Below are 24,609 nucleotides of genomic sequence, written 5' to 3' on the forward strand. Positions count from 1 at the left end.
GAACCACAGAGGGCACGGAGAGCACGGAGGTTGTTAGTGAACCCAATCGACCGGATGCCGTGATGAATGACGAAGACCTAACGAGGGAGATTATTGGGTGTGCGATGGAGGTACATCGTGCATTGGGACCAGGCTTGCTTGAGTCGACTTACGAAAAGTGCCTGTTATTTTGGATTGCTCCAGCGTAAGAACAATGCAAAAGCGCAGGTTGCTCTCCCCATCAAATACAAGAGTATAGAATTAGAAGCCGGCTATCGGATTGACTTGCTCGTCGAAGAAAGAGTTATCATCGAACTCAAGGCCATTGAATCAATACTGCCAATACACAAAGCACAACTCCTTTCTTACTTAAAACTAAGCGGCATCCGAACCGGATTGCTTATCAACTTTAACGTACCACTACTAAAAGAGGGCATCACTAGAGTCGTCAACGGCTAGGTTGCGAGTAACCAACAAACCTCCGTGCTCTCCGTGCCCTCTGTGGTTCAAAAAAATAACGCTACAGGATTTCCAACATGGCAACCGCCGACACCACACCCCGTTCACCCATTCCTAACGACTCCGACCCGGGCGAAACCGCTGAGTGGTTGGAATCCTTAGATTACATTCTCGAAAGCAAAGGCCCAGAGCGCGTGCAACAGCTGCTCGCCGTGCTCGATGAGACGGCCCATCGCAACGGCGTGGAGCTCCCCTTCACGGCGACCACTCCGTACATCAACACGATCCCCGCGGACAAGACGCCCCCCTTCCCGGGCAATCGGGAGCTGGAGCGTCGTATCAAGAGTTTCGTGCGCTGGAACGCCATGGCCATGGTCACACGAGCTAATCGCGACCCAGCTGCACCCGGCGGACACATTAGCACGTTCGCTAGCAGTGCCACGCTATACGAAGTCGCCTTCAATCACTTCATCCGTGGTCGCGGGGAAGATGGTTACTCCGGCGATCAGGTCTATTACCAAGGACACGCCGCCCCTGGCATGTACTCGCGTGCGTTTCTCGAAGGTCGCCTCACCGAGCAGAACCTCGTAAACTTCCGTCGCGAACTGAGCGAGGGCGGCGGGCTTTCCTCGTATCCACATCCTTGGCTCATGCCGGAGTTTTGGGAATTCCCGACCGTCTCGATGGGCTTGGGGCCGATCATGTCGATCTACCAAGCGCGGTTCAATCGCTACCTGACTGATCGCGGCATCAAAGACGTTGCCGGCAAACGCGTGTGGGCATTTCTAGGCGATGGAGAATGCGACGAGCCGGAAACCCTCGGTGCGATCACGCTCGCCTCGCGCGAACATCTCGACAATCTCACGTTCGTGATCAATTGCAACCTACAACGGCTCGACGGGCCAGTACGGGGCAACGGCAAGATCATTCAGGAACTCGAAGGCGCTTTCCGCGGAGCCGGTTGGAATGTCATCAAAGTCGTATGGGGCGGCGACTGGGATCCGCTTATCGAGGACGACGAGCAAGGTCTGCTGGCTGAGCGCATGATGGCTGCCGTCGATGGCGAGTACCAGAAGTACGTCGTCAGTGGTGGCAAATACATTCGCGAACACTTCTTCGGCACCAATCCCGAGCTGCTCAAGATGGTGAAAAACTACTCCGACGAACGCCTCGCCAAACTCAAACGAGGCGGCCACGATCCTGAGAAAGTCTTCGCTGCGATGAAGGCCGCCACCGAGTGCAAGGGCCGCCCAACAGTGATCATCGCTAAGACGATCAAGGGTTACGGCGTGGGCGAAGGGGGCGAAGGTCGCAACATCACGCACAACCAGAAGAAGCTCAACGAGCAAGAACTCCGCGAGTTCCGCAGTCGATTTGGCATTCCCATTTCCGACGAGCGCGTGTCCGAGGCCCCCTTCTATCGTCCCCCCGAAGATAGCCCCGAGATGAAGTACATGCGCGAGCAACGCGCTAAGCTCGGCGGTAGTGTCCCGGCACGTAACAACGCCCCCGTGCCCTTGAAAGTCCCTCGGCTGGAGGACTACAGCAAGACGATGGACAAGCTCGTCAGTCCCAGCCCAGACAAGCCGATGTCCACCACGATGGGCTTCGTACGTCTGCTTAGCGACCTGCTGCGGGACAAAGGCATTGGCAAACAAATCGTGCCGATTGTGCCCGATGAGTCGCGCACCTTCGGCATGGAAGGTCTGTTCCGCCAGGTGGGCATCTACGCACATACAGGGCAGCTCTATGATCCTGTCGATTCCGACCAACTCGCGTACTACAAAGAAGCGAAGGACGGGCAGCTACTCGAAGAGGGTATCACCGAAGCGGGCTCGATGAGCAGCTTCATTGCCGCCGGCACCAGCTACTCGTCGCACGGCGTGAACATGATTCCGATGTTCATCTACTATTCCATGTTCGGCTTCCAGAGAATCGGCGACCTCATATGGGCCGCAGCCGACTGCCGCACGAAAGGCTTCATGCTTGGCGGCACGGCAGGGCGCACGACACTCAATGGCGAGGGCCTTCAGCATCAAGACGGTCACAGCCTGCTCAACGCGATCGCGTTCCCGACGGTCCGCGCTTACGACCCTGCCTATGCGTACGAGACGGCGGTCATCATTTTCGACGGGCTCAAGAAGCTCTACGAAGAGAACGAGACCGCCATCTACTACATCACCCTCGAAAATGAAAACTACGAGATGCCTCCCATGCCCAAGGGTTGCGAGGAAGGCATCATCGCGGGCATGTATCAGCTGAACAAGAAGCCAGAGAATCTGAAAGGTAAGGGTGAGCACAAGGTTACGTTACTGGGAAGCGGACCCATCTTGCGAGAAACCTTACGGGCCCAGCAAATTCTTGCCGAGAAGTACCAAGTGTCCAGCGACGTGTGGAGCATGACCAGCTACACACAACTGCGCCGCGAAGCCCAAGAATGCGAACGCTGGAACATGATGCACCCCACCAAGAAGGCCAAAGTGCCCTACATTGCCGAGCAGCTCAAAGGAATCGAGCACCCAGTAGTCGCCGCCAGCGACTATGTGCAAGCACTCCCAGAGCAAATCGACCCGTGGGTACCCGGCGGATTAACTGTCCTCGGAACTGACGGTATGGGACGTAGCGAAAGCCGCGAAGCCCTCCGCCGTCACTTCGAGGTCGACGCCGAATGCATCACCATCGCCGCGCTGTACCAATTGAGCAAGCGAGGCGAAATCGATGCCAAGGTCGTTGCCAAAGCGATCAAGGACTTGGGCGTGGACGAAGATAAGCAATCGGCGTTGTATGCTTAAACCTAAATGATTTTGAACCACAGAGGACACGGAGGTTCACAGAGAAGCAAGAGAGCACCCTAGGTGTTGGATGATCGAGAGCTTACTGAGAAAATCATTGGGTCTGCGATGGAAGTTCATTCGCAGCTAGGGCCAGGGTTGCTGGAATCGACTTACTTGTTGAAGATAGTTGAATTAAAGGCTGTCGAATCGATCCTTCCCATCCATGAAGCACAATTATTGTCCTATCTCAAGATGAGCAATCTTCGAGTCAGCCTCCTACTAAACTTTAACGTCGAACGCTTAAAGCACGGAATCACAAGAATGGTCAACGGCTAGTAAAGCCCTCACCAAGTTTCCTCTGTGAACCTCCGTGCCCTCTGTGGTTCAAAAAAAGAATTCCAACAAAGCTAACCAACTATTTAGTCATGCCTACACAAATCAAACTGCCCAACTTGGGCGAAAATGTCGAATCGGGCGATGTCCTGAGCCTGTTTGTTTCCGAAGGGGACGTGGTCGCCAAAGACCAAGACCTCATGGAACTTGAGACCGACAAGGCCACCCTCCCGATCCCCAGCCCCCAAGCCGGCAAGATCGTGAAGATCCTCGTTGCCGAAGGCGACACCGTCACCATCGATCAAGCGATCATTGAGATCGAAGCCGCTGATGGTGCGGGAACTTCCGAACCGGCCCCTGGCCCCGCCGCTTCAGCGGCCGGGTCCGATGCATCGCCAGAGCCTGAACCCGAACCAGCAAAGCAAGCCCCCGAGCCGGTCCCCGCAAGCGAAGTCTCCGATGGCGGCCTTCCAGGGAGTGCAGCACCGGAGCCCAAGTCAGCACCACAACCCACTGAAGCACACGCCGATGCTCCCAGCCGTGCAGTCAGTTCCCAGGCAACCGTTTCGAGCCCCTCCGCACCGCAGCCGAACGTCGATCTCCCCGGCGACGGTCACTCCGCCGCTGCCGCTGGTCCTGCTGTGCGCCGACTAGCCCGCGAGCTGGGCGTCGATCTCCGACGCGTGCAACCGGCCGCCGGCGATCGCATTACTGAAGCCGACGTGCAGGCATTCGTGCGCAGCAACAATCAGCAAGCAGCCGCGTCGGCTCCCAAGGGCGTGACGCCCCCAGGAATGCCCGACTCCGACGGTGGCGGTGCAGTGCGTGTGGAGAAAATGTCGCGTATGCGGCAGACCATTGCGCGCAATATGCTCGCTTCCTACTCGAACATCCCGCAGCTCACCAACTTCGACGATGTCGATGTCACCGAGCTCGAACGCATTCGCAAGGAAAGTAAGGAAGACTACGCCGCCCAAGGCGTGAAGCTCACGCACATGCCGTTCATCGTCAAGAGCGTCGCCACGGCTTTGAAGCATCACCCGATCGTGAACGCTTCGGTCTCTGACGAAGGCGTCGAGATCATCTACAAGGAATACGTCAACATAGGCATCGCCGTCGACACCGATCGCGGCCTCGTGGTGCCCGTCCTGCGCGATGCAGATCGAAAAAGCATCCCGCAGATCGCCCGCGAGATCGCCGAAATCGCCGAAGCGGCACGCACCGGCACGCTTTCCGTCGACGACATGCGCGGTGGCACCTTCACCATCAGCAACCTGGGCGCCATCGGCGGCACGTACAGCACGCCGATCATCAACCCGCCTGAAGCGGCTATCCTCCTCATCGGTCGGAGTCGCATCTTGCCACAGTTCGACAAGGCAAGCGGCGAGTTCCAACCCCGCCTGATGATGCCCCTCTCAATCTCCTACGACCACCGCATCGTCGACGGCGCCGCAGCTGCCAGGTTCTTGAACGACGCAAAGAGCTATCTTGCCAATCCGGGGCGTCTGTTAATGGCTCCGTGAATGAATGCGGACGGTCATTTCCTGAGTTTCCCCAAAGGGGATTCGTATCATAGCCCAGGGTAACGCCTAGCGCGCCTAGGCGAGCAACTGCCACCCTGGGTAATCAAAGAGGAACAAGAAGCGGCCGAGTAATTCGCGCTGCCAATCGTCGGAGCACCACCGAGGCCGCAATAAGTCGATGCGCACCGAAGAGAGACCAAGGTGATCAACTCACTAAATAGCTTTGCGCTACTTCTCGCCCTGACCAGTGCTTTGGCGATCAGGCTGCAATTGATGTCTGGGATGGGCGGCCGATTTGTTGGTAGTTGGACTCCTCCGAATGAAGCTAGCTTCCGAGCAATCTGCGGAGTCATAGCTCTTTCCACGGCAGCAATTCTCTTGGGAGTCTGCGTCTACGTATTCTTCCGTGGAGCAAGTAGGCAATGCTACATTGCTCTTGCAATCTTGCTTGCTACACCGGTTCTCTGGTGGCTAAGCTGCGTCGTCTAGGTACGTAGTCAAGCTCTAGTCGGCCAAATAACAACGGTATAACAACCATGCGTTTTTCCGCCCCCAAGCTCGCCGACTGCACCCAACCTGGCCCTGATTCGGAACTCTACATCGTCGAGGGCGACTCCGCCGCGCGGGCCGTCTTGCGAGTCCGCAACGCCGCCAACCAAGCCGTGCTGCCCATGCAGGGCAAGCCGCTCAACGCGATGAACACTTCAGCCAACGAAGTACACAGGAACGTTCAGTTCGCAGCCGTGCTAGACTCTCTCGGGATTGAGCTGTCTGTAAACTCGAACGCAGCCCAGCTAGTGAACGTGCGCTACGAACGACTCATCCTACTGTTCGACCCCGATGCCGACGGCATCCACGCTCGCACGCTCATGCTGTTGTTCCTCTATCGCTGGCTGCGCCCACTGCTCGACGCTGGGCGTGTGTTCGATGTGCACGCACCACAGTGGATCATCGCTGCCGCAGGAATGCCCCAGCCGGTGTACGCTTCCACCGAAAGCCATCTCAATCGGGTGCGCGACTATCTGCGCGAGCAGGGCCTAACAGAAATTAAAACCAAACGCTTTCGAGGCCTCGGCGGGGTGGACGCCCTCACGCTTAAGACGCAATGCATCGCCCCTGAGTCGCGCAACTTGAAGCCGCTCAGCGCGGAAGATGCGGACCGAGCGCTAATTGTGTTTGCAGAGCTACGCGTTCTGGGCCGCGAGCTGTAGGGTCTGCTGTGCGGACGATTGCGCAGACCATTGTGCAGAGGCTCGCGGACAATCTGTAGGGTACTGCCGAGTGGAGCGAGGCATACCAAGCGCCTCGTTCATGGTATGCCTCGCTCCACTCGGCAGTACCCTACAAGACGAAGGAAAGTTCTTGATCCGCACAGCGGACCCTACGGCTAAGGCGGGATCTCGACTGAACCGTTATTGTGACAGGATTGACAGGATCGCTATTCAGAATAAATCCTGTTCATCCTGTCCAAAACAACTACGGAGTCGGCTCTTCCAACTCTGCCTCGATCGCCCGAATCTCTGCCTGTTCCTTGGGTGTTGGGAATCGCTCTCCCCGCTCGAACTTCTGCTCAGCTGGCGGCTCCGTATCGTGATCGGTAATCGACTCCAGCGAACCGTCGTCATGGAAGCGGTACCAATTCCCTACTGTCGAGCCGTAGCCCGATCGATAACGCCCCCGTGCCTTCGGCTTTCCGTTGTAATGTTCAGAGATATAGGCACCATTCACTAGCTCGTCATGATCGTAACGAGTGTGGGAAAGCGTTACTCCATCAGAAGAAAACATCCAATGCTCGCGCCGAGTACCGGCCTTCAATCGCAACTTCCAAATGATATTGCCTGCTGCATCACAAAGTGTCTGCGTGCCCGTGCCATTGATGACTTCACTCAACAAGCTTCCGTCGGGGGCATAAAACTTGCCTTGGAGAACATCGTGTTCGTCAGGCATGGGATCCTCCATACCGCCATTGGGCTCGACCAAACAGAGCCCCGTACCGCGCAGCTCGCCGTCGGGATAGTAGGATTGGAACGGGCCGTATCCGTAGTCATCGATGAGCACCTCCGTAGAGATGCCGTCATCCGTTTCCCAATGAACGCGAAACCAGTTCTTACCAAAGTACCCGGCCCCATCGTGCAGCCCTACGCCTCGATATGTGCCAATGTAGGCAGGGTTAAAAGAGAGCTCTTGCTGCCGTGGGTAAACGTATATCGACATTACTACCAGCAAGAACAGAGCGACTGCCAACCCACTTAGAAGATAGACGAGCTTTCGAGGTCTGCGGGCTTCGCTCATGAATCATCTCGCTCTCTGCGGCCTCTGCGACTCTGCGTGGAAACACTTACCATTCCAACAGCTGTAGGGTCCGCTGTGCGGACCATTGCGCAGACCATTGTGCAGAGGCTCGAAACAATCTATAGGGTACTGCCGAGTGGAGCGAGGCATACCATGAACGAGGCGCTTGGTATGCCTCGCGGAGCTCGGCAGTACCCTACAAGACGAAGGAAAGTTCTTGATCCGCACAGCGGACCCTACAGCTAAGGCGGGATCTCGACTGAACCGTTATTGTGACAGGATTGACAGGATCGCTATTCAGAATAAATCCTGTCCAATGAGTTTCGTAAACACCCTTACATCGTAAACCCAAGAATCGGAAAGCAAAGCACCGGGATACTCAAGCTGGCGATCCCGATCCACCAGCGTACTTCGCCAATGTCGATCTTGTCGTTGGCCGTTTTAGGATGCTGAATGCCCATCAGGATTACCAGAATCAGCATCGGCGTCCACATCACTGCGTGGTCGAGATTGAAGACGATGTAGGCAATGCAAAACGAGGTAAATACTTTGGCAATCGTGTGAGCGCGATCCAAGAATAGTGCGTAGATCGTGTGTCCACCGTCGAGCTGGCTCACCGGCAACATATTCAAGCCGGTGATCAACATGCCCACCCAGCCGGCCATGAAGTACGGATTCACCTGCGAGAGTGGTATCCATCGCGTGCCCGCCCATTGCGGTTGTAAGTAGTCGAGCATCCAACTCCCCAGCACCGGCAGGTAGAGTTTCAATTCGTCGGGACGCGTGGGGCCGCCGAGTTTCAAGTCGCCAATGCCCCACCAGAAAACGGGCACCGCCACCACCAAGCCGGCCAGCGGCCCCGCGATGCCGATGTCGAAAATCTGTCGACGGTCGGCGCGCATGCCGTCCATGCCGATCACTGCGCCCATTGTACCGATTGGGTTGAACGGCACAGGAATACACATCGGGTAACTGGCTGAGATGCCATACTTCACGGTTTGAATGAAGTGGCCCATCTCGTGCGTGAGCAAAATTGCGAGCACGGCCACCATGTATTGCAGACCGGTCCGCCAATTGTTGGCCATCACCGCTAGCATCTTGGACAGATCGCCAAACGAACGGTCTGGCATCCAATCGGCAGCGCCCACGTAGTACGTGGATAGACAGGTCGCCAAGAAGAGCAAAATCGGCAGTAAAGTACGCCGCTGCCGCACAGGGGGAGGACTGTACAAGTCGGAGGCCTTCAATTCCGGTAAATGAGCGTAAACAGGATCAAGAAAAGGATCGTCCGCCGCCGGTTCCCGACCCGCTGGCGGCTTAGCAGGCCCCGGAGCCAATGAATCGCCTACCGATAGATCGCGCGCGCCACCTGCCGGTTTCTCCGCAGGCTCCCTAGCAGGTTTCTGAGCAGCATCTTCCGCTTGGGCCTTCTTCACGGGCTCCTTCCCAGAAGGGTCTTCGTCATTATTCTCGCGTTTTTCCATCATGCAATCTTACGGCAGAAAACAAGGAAAGTCGAAGGGGCTTCTACAAAGTCAGTTAGCCTCCGATACGAGCCGTGGGGTTGTGCAGCATGAGAGAAATTCCCAACCTCGCGGCTCGTGTCGGTCGCTAGTCAAAAAGTAGCTTGGGGGATCTGCCCACCAAAATATCTGCACATTCGTCACATTTTCCGCAACCCGCACCACGCAACCCGCCGATAGATGACGATGGTCAGACAAGAAGTCTGCCGTTGCCCTGGCAGTTCTTAGGAACTGCCGGTGGCGTGCAAACGGCTGGCTCAGGACAAGTCAGCCACCTTGCCATGCGGAGATTGGCCGCGCTAGTGGCGGGTGAGCTTGTACCAAAACAACTTTTCAATTTTGATCGCGTCTTCTGGGCCTAGTCAGCGATCATCAAGGGGGAAACGAGTCATGGTGGGCAAATCTCTACTTATCGCTCTGCGCGGCAGCTTGGCAATCGCCGTTGTCGGTTCGCCGACACTAGCTTGGGCCGATGGTGTCGATTGCGACACGCAAAAGAACCAGAAGTCGGTCGTCATAAAAGCGGGTGAAGCGCTCGATCGCATCGCCAAGGCCGAAAAGACACAACTCCAGACAACCACGGCCGAAGGTACGGAAGCTGCCTTACAGCCCATCGCAAACGTCAGCGACTACGAGCCCGATCTAGCGGACGAACCGGTTCAAGCGACTGCTGTCGCTTCTGATTCGCCTGTCGCAGAGCCCAATGAAGTTGAAGAAGTCACAATTGATGATACCGCTTCGGCCAACGAATCTAACGAAGAAGTCGCTATCGAGTCTGGCGAGCCACAACCGTCGAGCTTCTTCGGAGCAACGCCCGGAACCACCACTCGCGTTCAACTCGTCGAAGAGTGGGGCTCGCCAGTCGATGACGATACCACTTCCGATGTGCTGGCCTACGAGTTGAAGGGTTTCCCTCGCGTAACCGTTCGCCTGCAAGACGACGTGGTCGTGAAAATTCAGGTACAACTCGCCGAGCCGTTCGTAGCCAACTCGCTCATGGAGCGCTTGCAGCTGAACGAATTCGACTCGTACACTCGCACCAACGAACTGGGCGATGTTACCGAAACAGTTATTCCCGAACGCGGTGTCACGCTCAGTCATGAACTGGCAACCGATGGCACTTCCATCAACGCGGACGGCGAGCATCTCGTCCACGGACTTGCCATCCAAACCCTCAGCGGCAGTCAATTCCTCCAGCGGGCTCAACAGCGTCCGGCTCGCGACTTCGACGCTCGCATTGCCGATCTCGAAACCGCTCTCACTTACGACGGAAACCTTACCGTTGCCAAGTACGAGCTCTCGCGTATCGGTCTTGAACTGGGCCGCCCAGTGCTTGCCTCGGAGTTGATCGAAGAAGCACTCGAGAGCGATACCCAATCACCAGAATCTAACTCACCTGAGTTCAAGCTACAACGTGCTCGCTGCTTGACTGCCACAGCCAAGTACCGCGACGCAGTTGCCACATGCCAGGAAATCCTGGAATCGACAGATACTTCAAAATTGATCCGCGCTCAAACGCTACACCAAATGGGTTTGCTCTCGTCGCTTGGAAGTAAAACGATTGCGAAGCAAACGGTACCGTTGCACAACAAGGCCATCGAACTGGCAGACCAGCTCGCCACGAGCCCCGACGCCGGCACAGCAACCGCAGCCGGGGAGCTACTAGTCGATGCTCATCTAGCCATCGCCAAGGCCATCGCTGCAGGTGAATGGCAAGACCAAGAGAAAACCGTCGCTCAGTGGATCACCCGCGCTTCGGGTCTCGCTGAAGAGCAAATCGAACGTAGTGCAACGAACCTGCCACTACGATTGCAAGTCACCGTTAATGCCCTGGCCGCCGGAGCCAAGCTGAATCCGCCCATCGACCCCAAACTGTGGGTCGCTGAAGCGGAAGACACCGCCGCCAAGCTAAACGCGCTCAGCGGCGACGTAACCGCTGCTGCTCAAACTCAGTGGCAACTAGGCTTGGCGTACTACTACGCGACAGACATTCAACATCGTCGCGGCAAGAGCGCTTCGGCGTTGCGCTACGGCGACCTAGCTCAGTCGCAACTGGTTGAGTTGGCCGAGACGCGCAGCGAATGCCCCGATACGGACTTCCTCATCGGCCGCACCTACTTCCAAATTGGTGCCGTTCACGCTGTGCATCGCGGCGATCACGAAACGGCCTGCGAGTACTACGACAATGCGGGCCCACTCCTGATGAACTCTGCCCCAGTGACCCCACTCGCTTCACCGGGCCGTCATGGCGACGCCCTGGTTAGCATGGGCGTGAGCTACTGGAACGTCGGTCAACGCGACTTGGCTTACGAGTATACTGAGAACGGTGTTGACCTCGTCACCCAAGGCATCAGCGAAGGCCTGCTCACAGCCGACGCCGCAGCCGTTGCCCAAGGGAACCTCGCCGCTATGGACCGAGCCCTTGGCAAAGTAAGAGCCGAAGACTTCGAGCCCATCACACCCACAGCTCCGCAGCGAGAAGCCCAAACGCAAATCGCTCGCAAGACGAACTCACGGACCCGCACGAATTCAAGCCGTACGACTTCGAACGGCAACAGTTCGCAGCAACGCGTCGCTCGCAGAAACTCGCAACGTCGCTAGCAGAAGTGACCACTGCCGATCCAGTTTGGATCGGGAAAAACGCACCAACCCTAAGACTGGCACCCTACCTAGGGTGCCAGTCTTTTTGCTGTACAAACAAGAGGCCTACTGGCATCTCTAGACACCTTGCTCCTCAAGGCGAGCTACCCGTTCATTGCCACCCCGCGGTACATAATTGGGACTGCGGTTTTCTTGAACTTGGCTTCTAACTGGGGGATGTCGTCGTGGTGGCCCAGCACGATCACCGTGTCGCCTGCGGCCAAGGGGGTGCTGGGCGAGGGGTTAAGCAGCAACTTGCCGCCCTCGCTCCTGACCCCCACGATGAGGAAGCCTTGGTTGCCGCGGACTTCGATATCGCCGAGGGTCTTCTCCACCAATTGCGAATCGGCGGTAACCTGGATCTCTTCAAATTGCAGGCCGATTTGGTCGAGCTCCTCGTTGACGCTGCTCTGGTGGGTGATCTGCTCGAGCAGGTTCTCTGCCGAAGGGCGAATGATCAGCTGGGCAACCTTGGCAGCACCAATAGCGGTCGGCAAGATCACGCGATCCGCTCCGCTGCTGCGCAGCTTCTTTTCCGTGCGTGGGTTCTCACCCCGTGCAATGATCATCAGCTGGGGATTCATCTCTCTGGCGGTAATCGTGACAAACAAGTTAAGAGCATCTTCAGAGAGCACCGTGGCAACCGTCGCGGCTCGATGAATCCCAGCTTGTTCGAGTATACTTTCCTCAGTAGCATCGCCATCAATGATCAAATAGCCCGCCTCGGCAGCTTCTTGCAAGCGCCGCTCGTTGCGATCGATCACCACAAAGGGTTTGCCAGCTGCATGCAATTCCCTGGCGAGCATCGATCCCATTCTCCCGACGCCACACAAAATCGTGTGGTTCTTCACTTGCTCGAGCTCTTTGGTCATTCTTCGTGCTCCTAATGAACGGTTCAATTCGCCATCGATGAGCATCTGCAAGAAGCCTCCACCGATGTAGATTAGCGCCCCGTAACCCAGGACGATCACCGAGATGGTCAATACTCGTAGGCCAAACGACTCAATGGGCTGAACTTCTCCGTAACCGACCCCAAAGATGGTGATCACCACCATGTAGACCGAGTCGGCGAGCTTCCAGCCAGCGGCCATGTAGCCAGCCACGGCCAACAGGCAGATCAGGAAAAACAGAGCCGCCCCGATGAGGACCTTACGAAATGGCTCGGGAGCAGGCGTGCTTTTCATGTTGAGCTAACAGGCAATGTTGAGCTAACAGGCCATCCAGAATGAACGAGCGCAGACTTGCAGGCTCAGCATCCCGCATGAGGGTTATGGTCTTCCGTGACCCCAAACCCTCACGCAGGAGTGAATCATTTAATGAACAGCATTTCCTGATAGGTCGGTAGCGGCCAAAGGTCGTCTGCCACCAAGCCTTCCAGCTTGTCAGCGGCATCACGAACCTTACTCATCGCGGGCAGCACGACATCGCAGCAATGGCGCGCTTCGGCATGATAATCGTCCGAGGCCACTTCCGTGACGGCAGACTCTAGCTCGCCTACGCTATCTTGCAACGCCTTCACCAGGCCGGTGACCTTGTCGAGTGTCTCCGTGTCGAATTCATACCCCAGGGCTTGCAAGTTGGCGCAAGTCGCTGCCAACTCATTTTGATAGCGAACCGCCGCAGGGAAAATCAGCGTCCGCGCCATTTCGATGGTCAAGTTCGATTCGACGGCAATCGTCATGCAGTACTGCTCAAGATAGGTCTCTAGGCGGCTTTCCAGCTCGCGCTTGCTCAAGACTTCGTACTTCTCGAACAGCTCCCGCACTTCCTCAGCTTGCAGCGCGGGCAATGCGTCGGCTGTGGTCTTGAGATTCAGCAGACCACGTTGCTCTGCTTCACTGTGCCACTGGTCGCTGTAACCATCACCGTTAAAGACGATCGAGCCATGCTCGTTCATGATGTTGGTGAGTAGTTTCTGCAGTTCACCGTGCAGTTTCTCGGGATCGCCGCCGGTCGCTTCTTCGAGGTGTGACGCACAGAAGTCTAGCGACTCCGCAATGATCGTGTTCATGGCGACCAAGGGGCCGGAGATCGACTGGCTGGAACCAACCGCCCGGAACTCAAATCGATTTCCCGTAAAGGCAAACGGGCTCGTGCGGTTGCGGTCGCCAGCATCCTTAGCCAACGCCGGCAGCACATCCGCCCCAACCGTGAGCTGCCCCTTGGGGAGTGAGGATTTCGCTCCGCCAGACTTGATTTGCTCAAACACGTCGGTCAGTTGATCGCCCAAGAAAATCGAGATAATCGCCGGCGGGGCTTCGTTGGCTCCCAGCCGATGATCGTTGCTGGCTGAAGCTACCACCGAACGCAACAACCCTTGGTACTTGTGGACGGCACGGATCACGGCAGCGCAAATCAGCAAGAACTGAGCATTCGCGTGTGGCGTATCACCCGGGTCGAGCAAGTTCCCCTGCGAGGAGCTACCCATCGACCAGTTCACATGCTTGCCGGAACCGTTGACCCCAGCGAAGGGCTTCTCATGCATCAGACAGGCCATGCCGTATTTCTCGGCAACTTTCTTGAGCATGGTCATCGTCAGCTGCTGGTGATCAGCCGCCACGTTGGCACTCTCGTACATGGGGGCGATTTCATACTGTCCTGGGGCAACCTCGTTGTGGCGCGTTTTGACAGGAATACCGAGCTTAAACAGTTCACGCTCCGCCTCAAGCATGAAGGCGAGCACACGATCAGGAATTGCGCCGAAGTAATGATCGTCGAACTCCTGACCCTTGGGGGGCTTGGCGCCGAACAGCGTGCGACCGGCTGTCAGCAAGTCGGGCCGAGAAAAGTAAAAGTGGCGGTCGATCAGGAAGTACTCCTGCTCAGGACCGGCCGTAGAAGAAACCAGCGCCCCGTCGTCGTGCCCGAACAGTTTCAAAATCCTCTGGGCCTGCTTATTAAGGGCTTGCATCGACCGCAGTACAGGCGTTTTCTTGTCGAGCGCTTCACCCGACCAAGAGACAAACGCCGTGGGAATGCAGAGCGTGGAACCGTTAGCATTTTCTAGCAAGTATGCCGGGCTGGTGACGTCCCAGATCGTGTAGCCTCGGGCTTCGAACGTGACGCGAATGCCACCGCTAGGGAAGCTGGAACCGTCCGGCTCACCCTGGATCAACTGTGTGCCACTGAACTCCGCAATGGCGGCTCCCTCGCCATCGGGCGAGAGAAAGCTGTCATGCTTCTCGGCTGTGAGTCCCGTCAACGGGTAGAAGACGTGAGCATAGTGAGTGGCTCCGTTGTCGAGCGCCCAATCCTTCATGGCGGCAGCAACGACATCAGCGGTCGAGCAATCCAGCTTCTGCCCTGCTTCGATGGTCTTGGTAAGTGTCTTGAAGACATCCTTCGGGAGTCGTTTCTTCATCTCCGCTTTAGAAAAAACGCTGGAGTTGAACAGTTCCCCCGTATCCTCTTCCGCAAAGCCCTGAGCACTGCCCGCCTTGTAATTCACCACTGAAGAAATGGCTGCCGCTCGCGCAGAGCCTGCTGAGGATGCGGGGGAACTACCGCCGCCGGAAGTGGATCTGTTGCTACCTTTAGTGAGAGTCGTGGACACGGTGTTCGCCTAACCAAATAGAAGGAAGAAGGGGAGCTGAAGGACGTCAGGCAGTCACTTGCCTATTCCCTCAAAGTTTCAGCCCTAGGCAATCCATTGCGAGGCAATCCAGACTTTGTTCGCAAACCTTGTGCCAGTCGTGATAAGACCTAATTCTAGAGAGTTCTACGAAAAGCGGTCACAAGATCGCCCAACCCATGAGCGATGCGTGCGTGGATTATGGGCACGCGATGGGTTAGCTTAGGCGGTTGGCTGTGCTATGCCCTGACGCAAATCACCTTCGTTAGCCGACGAGCATGCTCGCCGCGCATTCACCAGCTTCAATACCGTATCCATTTGACTGGTGCCCATTTGACTGTCGCGCGGCGACCAAGGTCGTCGGCTAACCAAAGCTCTTAGAGATTTCAACGATCATGCACAAATTCAATCCCGCCGATTACGGCCCTGTCCTCGCTGAGCTAATCGACATCGATCGCCGCCGGCCGCTCGATGCCACTTGTGGCTTAGCAGCGCCGGGGCAATCGTTACAAGAGAATGCTGCTAACACGCAAGCGGCATTTGCGCATACGAAAATCACCGACGATTCCCTAGCCCACTGCGTACTCGCTGGCGTGTGGCTACTGCACGACTTTCTTGACGAGTCGCACAACTTCTCCCAAACGATCAAGACCCCGGAAGGCAGCTTCTGGCACGGCATCATGCACCGCCGCGAAGGGGATTTCTCCAACGCGAAGTATTGGTTCCGCAACGTGGGCGATCACGAAGTTTTCGCAGATATCGCCGCCCGCGTTGCTGAAGAAGTGGCAGGAGCTGAGGCAATTCTTGCCGGCGGCGATTGGGACCCATTCAGCTTTGTCGATGCCTGTCAAACCGCACTCCGTAACGGCGACCACGACGATCAAGCAGTTCACGAAGCTTGCCTACATGCTCAACAAATCGAATGGGAAGTGCTGTTCGACTATTGCTACCAGAACGCAACGTAACCCTCATCTGTAGCTCGTGCCTCATGTAGGCTCTGTCGAGTGCAGCCTCGGAGCCTGCGGCAAGAGCCTGGGCGATCTCTCTCAGGCCATGTGAGGGTCCGGTAAGGGGGCTGACTTCTTGGAATCGACATCGTAGGCGACGAAAAGAGTCGCCAATACCGCACAGCACACAATCACACGAGACAGGAATAAACGAGAGGAGATTAGCATGGCGCGTCTCGTTGAAGGGAGGAGGACAATCAGCTGAGCTGGGCTGTCGCTTCCGGTTCGCGGGGACTCATCCTAATTGGTGAGCTGCTGCGTGGCAAATATCGTGATCTGGTGGGGTGGCCCGGGTTGCTTAAGCACCCCGGCCTGAGAAATGGTTTCGCACCAGTGCGACCAGCGCCAGGACTAGAAGTAGCGAGGAAGAGGGCTAGCTCTAGTGAGCTACCTATTGTGAGGCACTAATCGTCTCGTTCTCTTGGGAGCGAGGAGGGCCAAACTGAGTACCAGTAGAAACGCGGAGGCGGGCTCCGGCACGTTAACGAAGAGGAACGCGGCACCGGGGACCTCGCTAGTCCCCAAATAGGGCCCCGCGCCTACGAGTAGTCGGCCATTATCCAAGGAAACGCTCGTTCCAAAAAATGGGTCGTAATCGGAATCGGGTGAGGTGATCGTATCGAAAATATTCCAACTGTTCTGGGTATCGCGACGATACAGTTCAACGCGATTGGGTTCGCCAGTTTCCCCAGCCATACCGATGGCTAGGATGTTTCCTTCAATGTCGACCGTCCTCCCACTCGAACTGTTAGCCCCCTGCAGTCTGGTGGATTCTTCCCACTTGGCAGGAGTACCTCCTGCTTGCTGCAGAGTTCTTGTCATGATTAATGACTCATCGACGCCCCTGAGAACGGCGACGTCACCTTCGAGGCGGATTGAACCTGACCTGAAGCTGTCCAGTAGGGTGAATTCCTCGGGAGGCGGGAGTCGATTCTCGGCTTCGAAAGCGAATTGGTCTGTTTGAGTCCATTGGCCACTACTGTCTCGATCAAAGAAATACAGCCCTACCGATCTTGTCCCTGCACCAATTCTGCTGCCGGGGTGAGTAATGGAGATCGCGGTGTCACCGCTTAGATCAACTGAATACCCGATTTGCGACATACTGAACGAGCCAAAATTATTGGGAGAGATCAGCTGCTCAGCTCTCCACTGCCCGCTATTATCCTTTTCGTAGACAAGAATAACGCCTTCATTGTCGCTCGAGCGACCATCGCGACTGCCATGAGTGTCACCAGCGATTGCAGTCTCTCCCGAAATGGCAACAGACCTACCCGGTGCCGTATAACCGGGAGAGTATTCAAGCATCGCAGGAGTTTTCAAGCCTGGCTTGCTAGCCTGCCACCCATGCTCCCCCAATTCAGCAAAGGTGACAGCATCAAGGTGAGACCCGAGATCCCCAAAAGTCTGTCCAATAATTATCGTGCCATTGCTCAGGGCCGTTTCCTGGCCGATATAGAGGCCTCTGGTGAATCGATCAGCGAAGCTATCGCCAGGAGGAAGTAGGTCGTCATAACCGATCAAGTGAGTTTCTTCCCAGATGCCCTCCGTGCTAGGCTGAAAAATGTGGGTGCGAGGTACGTCTGAAGTAGCATACCTAGTCCCACTTCGTACTATCACCAAATCACCTTCAATTTCCACGTGGGTGCCGAACACGTTTCCGTCATAGTGAACGCTGGCCATCAGGGTTTGGGCATGCTGATAGTGCTGAGCAGCTGTCTCCAGTGCCGATGAAGCTCCGGCCAGTATTCCCAGAGTCAGTGAGAGAAGCAAATTTCGAGTGCGAATCATTAGGTCTGCCGGCAAGCGGGGTTAAATTTCGTCGTAGAAAGACCATTCTAGCAGGCACACCGAATGCTTCAAATCTTATGGTTGCCTTCTCCAGGGGGATCGCATAGTCGAGATTCGCTCCGCGAATCTTGTTCACCGTCAGCAAGATTCGTGGAGCGAATCCCCACAATCAGCGACTTTGCAGTTCTCCCCCAAGCCTCCCAAGCGCGGCTTTCCGGGCGAGATCTCCCCCGCCTCAGAGCCTGCGGCTCAGAAATACTACGATTTGGGCCCTTTTAGCCCGTTTGTCGCTTTGCCCTCGACCCGCTAAAATGCAGTTCTACCCAGAACGATTAACGGCTGGTCTGATCGCCAAGGTGGTTTAATTCCACATGGCGAGCAGCCTGGAGTTACCTGCAGCACCGAAGGAGCAATACGTGCAAATCAGCGTTTCCACCCGACACGGTCACCTGAGTGAAGCCTCGCAGGAGAAGCTGAAGGCGAAAGCCGACAAGTTGACCCGCATTTTCGATCGGATTACTTCGATCGAGATCGTCATCGATTTGAAAAACGAGCAACACCCAGAGGTGACTCTGGAAGTTTCGGCCGAGCACAAGCACGACTTTGTGGCTCACGAAACGGCAGAGCGAGCAGACAGCTTGCTGGGGGCGGTGGAATCGGCAATTGCCAAGCTCGAACAGCAGCTCCGCAAGTACAAGACCAAAGTGCAGGAACGACATCGCAACCCAGACGCTCGCCGCCAAGAAATAACTGTCGGTGATGATGAAGAAGAATGAGCCAAGCCTAATCGCCCCTCTTTAGCCGCGGAGATAGCTCCGCAAACTAGGGGTTCAAAACAACTCAACGAGCAATTGATTAAAGGTCAGATACGTATGAATTTTGTAGATTTCATTTGTCGCGATGCCATTCGCACGAATATTGAAGCGACCGCCAAGGAAGAAGTGATTCGCGCGATGGCCACTTCGCTAAAAGAAGCGGGCAAGATTGGCGAGGACCAGTTTGACGGTATTGTAGAAGCGATTCTCAAGCGAGAAGAGCTAGGCAGCACCGGCATTGGCCGAGGTGTGGCGGTTCCGCATACAAAACACCCGAGTGTCACCGAACTTGTTGGCACCGTGGCCGTAAGTGAAGAGGGCGTGGAGTTCGACAGCCTTGATGGGGAAAAGGTGCATCTGCTGTTTTTGCTGATCTCCCCCCCCGACCGGCCAGGCGACCACCTGCGAGCTTTAGAGAACATATCACGGCAGCTGCGTGACGACACTTTTTGCAGCTTCCTGAAACAAACCAAAGAAGCCGACGACGTGTGGCAACTGCTTGAGGAAGCGGACGCGAACAAGTTCGGCGCTAAAGCTAAGTAGGACTAGTTAGCTATTGGTTATTCGCTTTCCCGCGAGAGCCAACGGCCTAAAGCCTCAAATGAGAGACAGACACTAAGAAGCTGGGGCGTGACTGACACGGCAACCCTATTTGCCGGCTCCACAAACCTGCGAGAAATAATGAACGAGCCCGTCCAACGAACCGTGGTGGTGACCAATCCGCAGGGGATTCACCTCCGTCCTGCTGAACAAATTGCACGATTGGCTGAGCAGTTTGAATCAGAGATCACGATATCTCACGAGACCTTCAGTGTAGATGCCAAAAGCATCATACACGTGATGACACTAGCCGCACGCGAGGGGGTTAAGCTTACGCTCAGCGCCCGAGGCCCGGACGCCCAGGAGGCGGTCGATGCCCTGGTGCAGTTAGTAGAGAGTGATTTTGTCGACGACAAATCGAAGACTGAGTCAATGAAACAATGAGTCAAATGAAACAATGAGTAGCAAGAACGCTAGATAGATCGGAGCGAGCCGGACAGCCGCCCTATAATACCACTGCTAAATGGTATACCGCTGTCACGCTTTCGCCCCCCGAGACAGATCGCGAACCTCTTGTCGCTCAAACCGTCGTGCGTCATACCGCTTGTTGCGAAGACCATGGCAAGAGAAACCAAATGCCGCTTGTGGCCCAGCTGCAATCAAGCTGAGTCGCAAGCAAATCGCACGCAAACTGCGAGCGAACCGAGACCTCCTTCGACTCTCTTTTGGAGCGACCATCAACGTAAACATGCCGCTTGCCGCCGCTACTGGAAACGCGTTTCTTACGAACGCGCTTCGGCAAAACCACCAAAGTGCATGACGTGAATTGTTGAACTACGAGAGATTGATTAAGGGGAACCTTGGATCGCTGCGTGACTTCGTTTGCGAACGAGTTTGCGGATAGGCCCCCGTTGGGGCTGCTAGGCCGTAAGTGGCGATCGTGTTTGGGATTCTTGCTGGTGCTCGCGCTCGTGTACTGACGCCCCAACCTATTTTAATTTGGGGGCGTAATGGAACGCCTACAGGGAATTGCCGTATCGCCCGGAGTGGCCATCGGTGAAGCGCTGGTACTCGATAACGAGGGATTTCGGATCCCCCGGCGGTTCCTTCCGCGCGATGCCGTCGAGGAAGAACTTGATCGCCTGCACAAGGCGCTCGAATCGGCCACGAGCGAAGTCGAACGCAATCGCGATCGCGTAGCCGCAGAGTTAGGCGATGAGTACGCCGCCATCTTTTCTGCCCATCTGCAGATGATGCGAGACAAGCGACTGCATGAAGAAGTAGAAGAGTTAATCCGCACTCGGCATTACTCGCCCGAGTACGCAGTAAGCCGTTCGTTGCGGAAATATGCGAAGATCTTCGAGTCCCTGGACGGCGAATATATGGCCGAGCGGGCGAACGATATTTTCGATATCGAGAAGCGCATTCTGCGTAATTTGCTAGGCATGCGGCGCGAGGAGCTTTCGCAAGTCACTTCGCCCGTGTTGGTGCTCGCTCGCAACTTAACGCCCAGCGAAACGGCTAACTTGAATCCGCAGTTCGTCATGGGCATGGTCACCGAGGTGGGTGGACCGGGTAGTCACACAGCAATTGTGGCTGAAGGCCTAGGTATTCCCGCGGTCGTGGGCGTGGGCCTGTTTCTGACAGACGTGTCGGGCGGCGATACGGTGATCATCGATGGCGATCAGGGGCAGATCATCCTGAACCCGGATGAAGAAACGCTCGCCCGTTATCGCCATGAGGTCGAAGAGCAACGTTCCTTGGCCGCGAAGCTGGAGACCCTGCGCGAGTTGCCTGCCATTACCACCGATGGCCAGGTCGTCCAACTGCTGGGCAATATCGAGTTCCCCCACGAAGTGACACAGTGCCTGGAGCGCGGTGCCGATGGTATCGGGCTCTATCGCACGGAGTTTCTGTATCTGGGTCGCGAAGACGACCCGAGTGAAGACACGCACTACGAAGCATACAGCGGCGTGGCCAAGGCGATGGGGGACAAACCGGTGGTCGTGCGCACGCTCGATTTGGGTGCCGACAAAATGCGCATGCTGCCCAACCCCGAGGACGAACGCAACCCGTTTCTCGGCCTGAGGAGCATTCGCCTAGCACTACGTAATCGCGATTTGTTTCGTACCCAGTTGAGAGCGATCCTACGCGCGAGCGTGCATGGCAACATCCGTCTGATGTTCCCGCTGATTAGCACGATGCTGGAGTTTCGGCAAGCAAAAATGGTGCTCGCCGATGCGATGGAGGATCTGGAAGAAGCTGGGGTTCCATTCGATCGGGACATCAAAGTTGGCATGATGGTCGAGGTCCCCTCGGCGGTGGTCATGATGGACCGCTTTGTCGAAGTGGCAGACTTCTTCAGTATCGGCACGAATGATCTCGTTCAGTACTGCTTGGCGGTGGACAGGAGTAACAAGGACGTAGCCAACCTGTACACGGCCGCCGATCCTGCCGTGCTACGGCTCATCAGAGACACAGTCAATGCCGCCAAGGCAGCAGATCGCCCGGTCAGCATGTGCGGCCAAATGTGTGGCAACCCGATGTACACAATGCTACTTCTGGGTCTCGGTTTGCGCAGCATGAGCGTAACTCCCGCCGCGGTGCCAGAGATCAAACGCGTTTGTCGCAGCGTTTCCATTGCGCAATGTGAGGCGATTGCCCAACACGTAATGACCCTCGAAAACGCTCGCGATATCAAGACCTATTTGAGAGATGAATTATCAGGAGTATTCCCGGAGTTGCCGGTGTGATGGAGTGACATAACAAACGCTGTAGGGTACTGCCGAGCCCAGCGAGGCATACCATGCAGAAGAGTCAGGTTTGGCTCGCTCCACTCAGCAGTACCCTACGAGACATATCCAACGAATGAAGCCGAGGGTGAATGACCCCTCGCTTCCATAGAACCATTTGAAGAAAGTAACCCAAAATGAAACAAGAAATGCTGATCAACGTCGCTCAGCCGGAGGAATGCCGGATTGCGATTGTTGAGGACAACCAGCTTGAAGAGCTGTACGTTGAGCGAAGTAGCCAAGACAACTACGTCGGCAACATTTACAAAGGCAAAATCGTAAACCTAGAACCAAGCATCCAGGCGGCGTTCGTTGATTTTGGCGTGGGCCGCAATGGCTTCCTACATATCAGCGACGTAGAGTCGCAGTACTTCCGTCAGGGTGGGTTCGACCCCGACAAGCCGATCCAGCCGGATGGAACGCAGCGCGACGATCGCGAGGAGCGAAAAGAACGCAGCAGTTCCAATGGCGCGGCAAGCGACTCGCACGACGAAGACGACTTCGATGGCGAAGAAGGGGGTGAGGAAAGCAAAGAGCGCGAGCAAGGGGGAGGCACCCGTACTCGGAAGCGTCCGCAGCAGCGCAAAGTGCGACCTGGCGTACGTCCGCGCGTGAAGCCACCGATTCAGGACATTTTCCGCCGCGGCGACGAAGTGCTTGTGCAAGTCATCAAAGAAGGCATCGGCACAAAAGGGCCCACGCTTTCCACCTACATCAGCATCCCAGGCCGTTACTTGGTGCTGATGCCCGCGTTAGGACGCATCGGCGTTTCGCGCAAGATCGAAGACGAGCAAGCCCGCCGCCGGCTGCGCGACATCCTTCGCGACCTCAGCCCGCCGAAGGGCCTAGGATTTATCGTACGCACCGCGGGCACCGATCGTACCAAGAGCGAACTGTCCCGCGACTTGGCGTACTTGCTACGTCTGTGGAAAACGATTGTAAAACGCATCAAGTCCACGCCCGCTCCGTGTGATATCTACCAAGAGTCCGACATGATCATTCGGACAATTCGCGACATTTTCACCAGCGAAGTCGATTCGATCCATATCGATCAAGAGGAAGCCTACGAACGGGCAAAAGAGTTCCTGCAAATCACGATGCCCCGCTACGCGAGTCGGCTGCAACTCTACGATGGCAAGGAGCCGTTGTTCCATAAGTACAAGATCGACGAAGAGATCGCCCAGATCAATCACCGCCAGGTGCCACTCAAAGGGGGCGGTTCCATCGTGATTGATCAAACCGAAGCACTTGTCGCGATCGACGTGAACAGCGGTAGCTTCCGCACAGATGGCTCTGCTGAAGAGTCCGCATTCCGCTTGAACCAAATCGCCGCTAAGGAAATCGCTCGACAGCTACGCCTGCGCGATCTGGGCGGCGTCGTGGTAAACGACTTTATCGACATGCGACACGATCGTCATCGTCGCAAAGTAGAGAACACGCTCCGCGACGCAGTGCGACGCGATCGAGCACGCACCAAGATCTTGCGCACGAGTCCCTTCGGCCTGATCGAAATGACACGCCAGCGGATTCGTCCCAGCCTCAAACGCAGCGTCTACAAGGAATGCCCCGGCTGCTCGGGAACCGGCGTGGTGAAGAGTTCCGAAAGCATGGCGATCGAAGTGGTCCGCAAGCTCATCATGGCCGCACAGGATACACGCGTAAAGAAGCTAACCGTCGCAATCGAAGAAGATGTGGCCAGCTACATCAACAACCGCAAGCGGCGAGAGCTAGCCCGTATCGAAGACGTCCACGATATCGAACTGCTCGTTGACAGCCGCGAGGACGTATCGCCAGAGTTCTTGCGCATCGCCTGCGAAGATGAAAGCGGTCGCGAGATTCGCGTGGTAGATAGCTGAGAGTTCGTCATCCCGTAGCCAACGGTGTTGTGGGCATCGTTAGCTGCCGAGCTTGCTCGACGCGAGGCTCATTTTGGCAACTCGCGTCGATCAAGCCGTAGGGTATGCCGAGCTCCGCAAGGCATACCGTGCCCCTGTTTCATGGTATGCCTCGCGGTGCTCGGCAGTACCCTACAAGAATACAAGAACAAGCCCGAACTGAACCAACGATGTTCTTCCGCCTACTACTACTGTTCACGCTCATTCCCGTGCTCGAAGTGTGGCTGTTGTTCCGACTAAGTGGGCAGTTCGGCTTTTTTACGACCATTGCCGTCGTACTCGGCACAGGCATCGTAGGTGCGTGGTTGGCGAAGCTGCAAGGCTTTTTGGCCTTAAACGCCCTGCGTGCAGAAATCATACAAGGTCGCATGCCAACGGCGCGAATTGTCGACGGCGTACTGATACTCATCGCGGGCGTGGTGCTCATCACACCGGGCATTCTTACCGACATCGCCGGCATTGCCCTGCTTCTGCCGCCGGTGCGAAGTGTGGTGCGCAAGATCGCAACCGCCTGGTTCACCAGACATGTGCAGGTCACCACGAGCAACATCTGGCAACAGTTTTCCGATGAGGCCCAACGACAAGATTCTCAGACAACGGATAAGCCATTGCCGCAGGGAGAAGTGATCGATGCGCGCGTGGTAGAAACCCGGGTTGAAGAGTGACTAACTAGTTCCC

The 24,609-nt window shown here is 56.2% G+C and carries 19 protein-coding genes; 14 read left to right on the top strand and 5 right to left on the bottom strand.

Features of this window, described 5'->3' with window-relative positions:
• Positions 1 to 104: 104 nt before the first annotated feature.
• The 6 genes from HG15A2_RS24920 (at position 105) to HG15A2_RS22505 (ending at position 6,279) form a co-directional block, all read left to right on the top strand.
• Entirely contained in the window at positions 105 to 188 is an 84-nt protein-coding gene (locus HG15A2_RS24920) for a GxxExxY protein (RefSeq protein ID WP_261342177.1), read from the top strand.
• Complete coding sequence (locus HG15A2_RS22485) at positions 175 to 438, top strand: GxxExxY protein (protein WP_261342143.1); 264 nt, start codon at positions 175 to 177, stop codon at positions 436 to 438. Before HG15A2_RS24920 ends, HG15A2_RS22485 begins: the two co-directional genes overlap by 14 nt.
• A 77-nt stretch (positions 439 to 515) precedes the next feature.
• Positions 516 to 3,230 (top strand): pyruvate dehydrogenase (acetyl-transferring), homodimeric type, encoded by a 2,715-nt coding sequence (aceE, locus tag HG15A2_RS22490; RefSeq protein WP_145063545.1) that lies wholly within the window; start codon positions 516 to 518, stop codon positions 3,228 to 3,230.
• A 63-nt stretch (positions 3,231 to 3,293) separates the two neighbouring features.
• A complete protein-coding gene (locus HG15A2_RS22495; RefSeq protein WP_315851209.1) occupies positions 3,294 to 3,548 on the top strand; it encodes a GxxExxY protein in 255 nt (84 codons plus the stop codon).
• Between the two features lie 89 nt (positions 3,549 to 3,637).
• On the top strand, positions 3,638 to 5,068 hold the full coding sequence (locus HG15A2_RS22500) for a 2-oxo acid dehydrogenase subunit E2 (RefSeq protein WP_145063547.1): 1,431 nt from the start codon (positions 3,638 to 3,640) through the stop codon (positions 5,066 to 5,068).
• 536 nt (positions 5,069 to 5,604) lie between these two features.
• A complete protein-coding gene (locus HG15A2_RS22505; RefSeq protein WP_145063549.1) occupies positions 5,605 to 6,279 on the top strand; it encodes a toprim domain-containing protein in 675 nt (224 codons plus the stop codon).
• A 265-nt stretch (positions 6,280 to 6,544) separates the two neighbouring features.
• Here the strand turns inward: HG15A2_RS22505 and HG15A2_RS22510 are convergent, their stop codons facing one another.
• Both HG15A2_RS22510 and HG15A2_RS22515 read right to left on the bottom strand, forming a co-directional pair.
• The gene (locus tag HG15A2_RS22510) at positions 6,545 to 7,360 is read right to left on the bottom strand and encodes a toxin-antitoxin system YwqK family antitoxin (RefSeq protein ID WP_145063550.1); all 816 of its coding nucleotides are present in this window, start codon (positions 7,358 to 7,360) and stop codon (positions 6,545 to 6,547) included.
• A 335-nt stretch (positions 7,361 to 7,695) separates the two neighbouring features.
• A complete protein-coding gene (locus HG15A2_RS22515; protein WP_145063552.1) occupies positions 7,696 to 8,847 on the bottom strand; it encodes a site-2 protease family protein in 1,152 nt (383 codons plus the stop codon).
• A 426-nt stretch (positions 8,848 to 9,273) separates the two neighbouring features.
• Here HG15A2_RS22515 and HG15A2_RS22520 point away from each other — a divergent pair, with 426 nt between their 5' ends.
• Positions 9,274 to 11,484 (top strand): tetratricopeptide repeat protein, encoded by a 2,211-nt coding sequence (locus HG15A2_RS22520; RefSeq protein WP_145063554.1) that lies wholly within the window; start codon positions 9,274 to 9,276, stop codon positions 11,482 to 11,484.
• A 143-nt stretch (positions 11,485 to 11,627) separates the two neighbouring features.
• Here the strand turns inward: HG15A2_RS22520 and HG15A2_RS22525 are convergent, their stop codons facing one another.
• Together HG15A2_RS22525 and HG15A2_RS22530 are read right to left on the bottom strand one after the other, a co-directional pair.
• Positions 11,628 to 12,707 (bottom strand): potassium channel family protein, encoded by a 1,080-nt coding sequence (locus tag HG15A2_RS22525; RefSeq protein ID WP_145063556.1) that lies wholly within the window; start codon positions 12,705 to 12,707, stop codon positions 11,628 to 11,630.
• A 125-nt stretch (positions 12,708 to 12,832) separates the two neighbouring features.
• Entirely contained in the window at positions 12,833 to 15,076 is a 2,244-nt protein-coding gene (locus HG15A2_RS22530; RefSeq protein ID WP_145063558.1) for a glutamine synthetase III family protein, read from the bottom strand.
• 413 nt (positions 15,077 to 15,489) lie between these two features.
• Here HG15A2_RS22530 and HG15A2_RS22535 point away from each other — a divergent pair, with 413 nt between their 5' ends.
• Positions 15,490 to 16,059: a hypothetical protein gene (locus HG15A2_RS22535; RefSeq protein ID WP_145063560.1), complete on the top strand. Its 570-nt coding sequence runs from the start codon at positions 15,490 to 15,492 to the stop codon at positions 16,057 to 16,059.
• Positions 16,060 to 16,488: 429 nt separating this feature from the next.
• Here HG15A2_RS22535 and HG15A2_RS22540 read toward each other — a convergent pair whose 3' ends face one another.
• A complete protein-coding gene (locus HG15A2_RS22540; RefSeq protein ID WP_145063562.1) occupies positions 16,489 to 17,889 on the bottom strand; it encodes a hypothetical protein in 1,401 nt (466 codons plus the stop codon).
• Between the two features lie 371 nt (positions 17,890 to 18,260).
• On the opposite strand from HG15A2_RS22540, the gene hpf reads away from it, so the two are divergent.
• The 6 genes from hpf (at position 18,261) to HG15A2_RS22570 (ending at position 24,596) form a co-directional block, all read left to right on the top strand.
• Entirely contained in the window at positions 18,261 to 18,665 is a 405-nt protein-coding gene (gene hpf / locus HG15A2_RS22545; protein ID WP_246117830.1) for a ribosome hibernation-promoting factor, HPF/YfiA family, read from the top strand.
• A gap of 96 nt (positions 18,666 to 18,761) precedes the next feature.
• The gene (locus HG15A2_RS22550) at positions 18,762 to 19,247 is read left to right on the top strand and encodes a PTS sugar transporter subunit IIA (RefSeq protein ID WP_145063564.1); all 486 of its coding nucleotides are present in this window, start codon (positions 18,762 to 18,764) and stop codon (positions 19,245 to 19,247) included.
• An 87-nt stretch (positions 19,248 to 19,334) separates the two neighbouring features.
• Positions 19,335 to 19,688 carry an HPr family phosphocarrier protein gene (locus tag HG15A2_RS22555; RefSeq protein ID WP_246117831.1) on the top strand — a complete coding sequence of 118 codons (354 nt, stop codon included), beginning with the start codon at positions 19,335 to 19,337 and terminating at the stop codon, positions 19,686 to 19,688.
• Positions 19,689 to 20,254: 566 nt separating this feature from the next.
• Positions 20,255 to 21,997, top strand: coding sequence for a phosphoenolpyruvate--protein phosphotransferase (gene ptsP, locus HG15A2_RS22560; protein ID WP_145063566.1), 1,743 nt, complete (start codon positions 20,255 to 20,257; stop codon positions 21,995 to 21,997).
• Positions 21,998 to 22,173: 176 nt separating this feature from the next.
• Positions 22,174 to 23,892, top strand: coding sequence for an Rne/Rng family ribonuclease (locus HG15A2_RS22565; protein ID WP_145063579.1), 1,719 nt, complete (start codon positions 22,174 to 22,176; stop codon positions 23,890 to 23,892).
• Between the two features lie 209 nt (positions 23,893 to 24,101).
• The gene (locus tag HG15A2_RS22570) at positions 24,102 to 24,596 is read left to right on the top strand and encodes an FxsA family protein (protein ID WP_218932184.1); all 495 of its coding nucleotides are present in this window, start codon (positions 24,102 to 24,104) and stop codon (positions 24,594 to 24,596) included.
• Positions 24,597 to 24,609 lie beyond the last annotated feature (13 nt).

Source organism: Adhaeretor mobilis (genome assembly GCF_007741515.1).
GTDB classification, from domain to species: domain Bacteria; phylum Planctomycetota; class Planctomycetia; order Pirellulales; family Lacipirellulaceae; genus Adhaeretor; species Adhaeretor mobilis.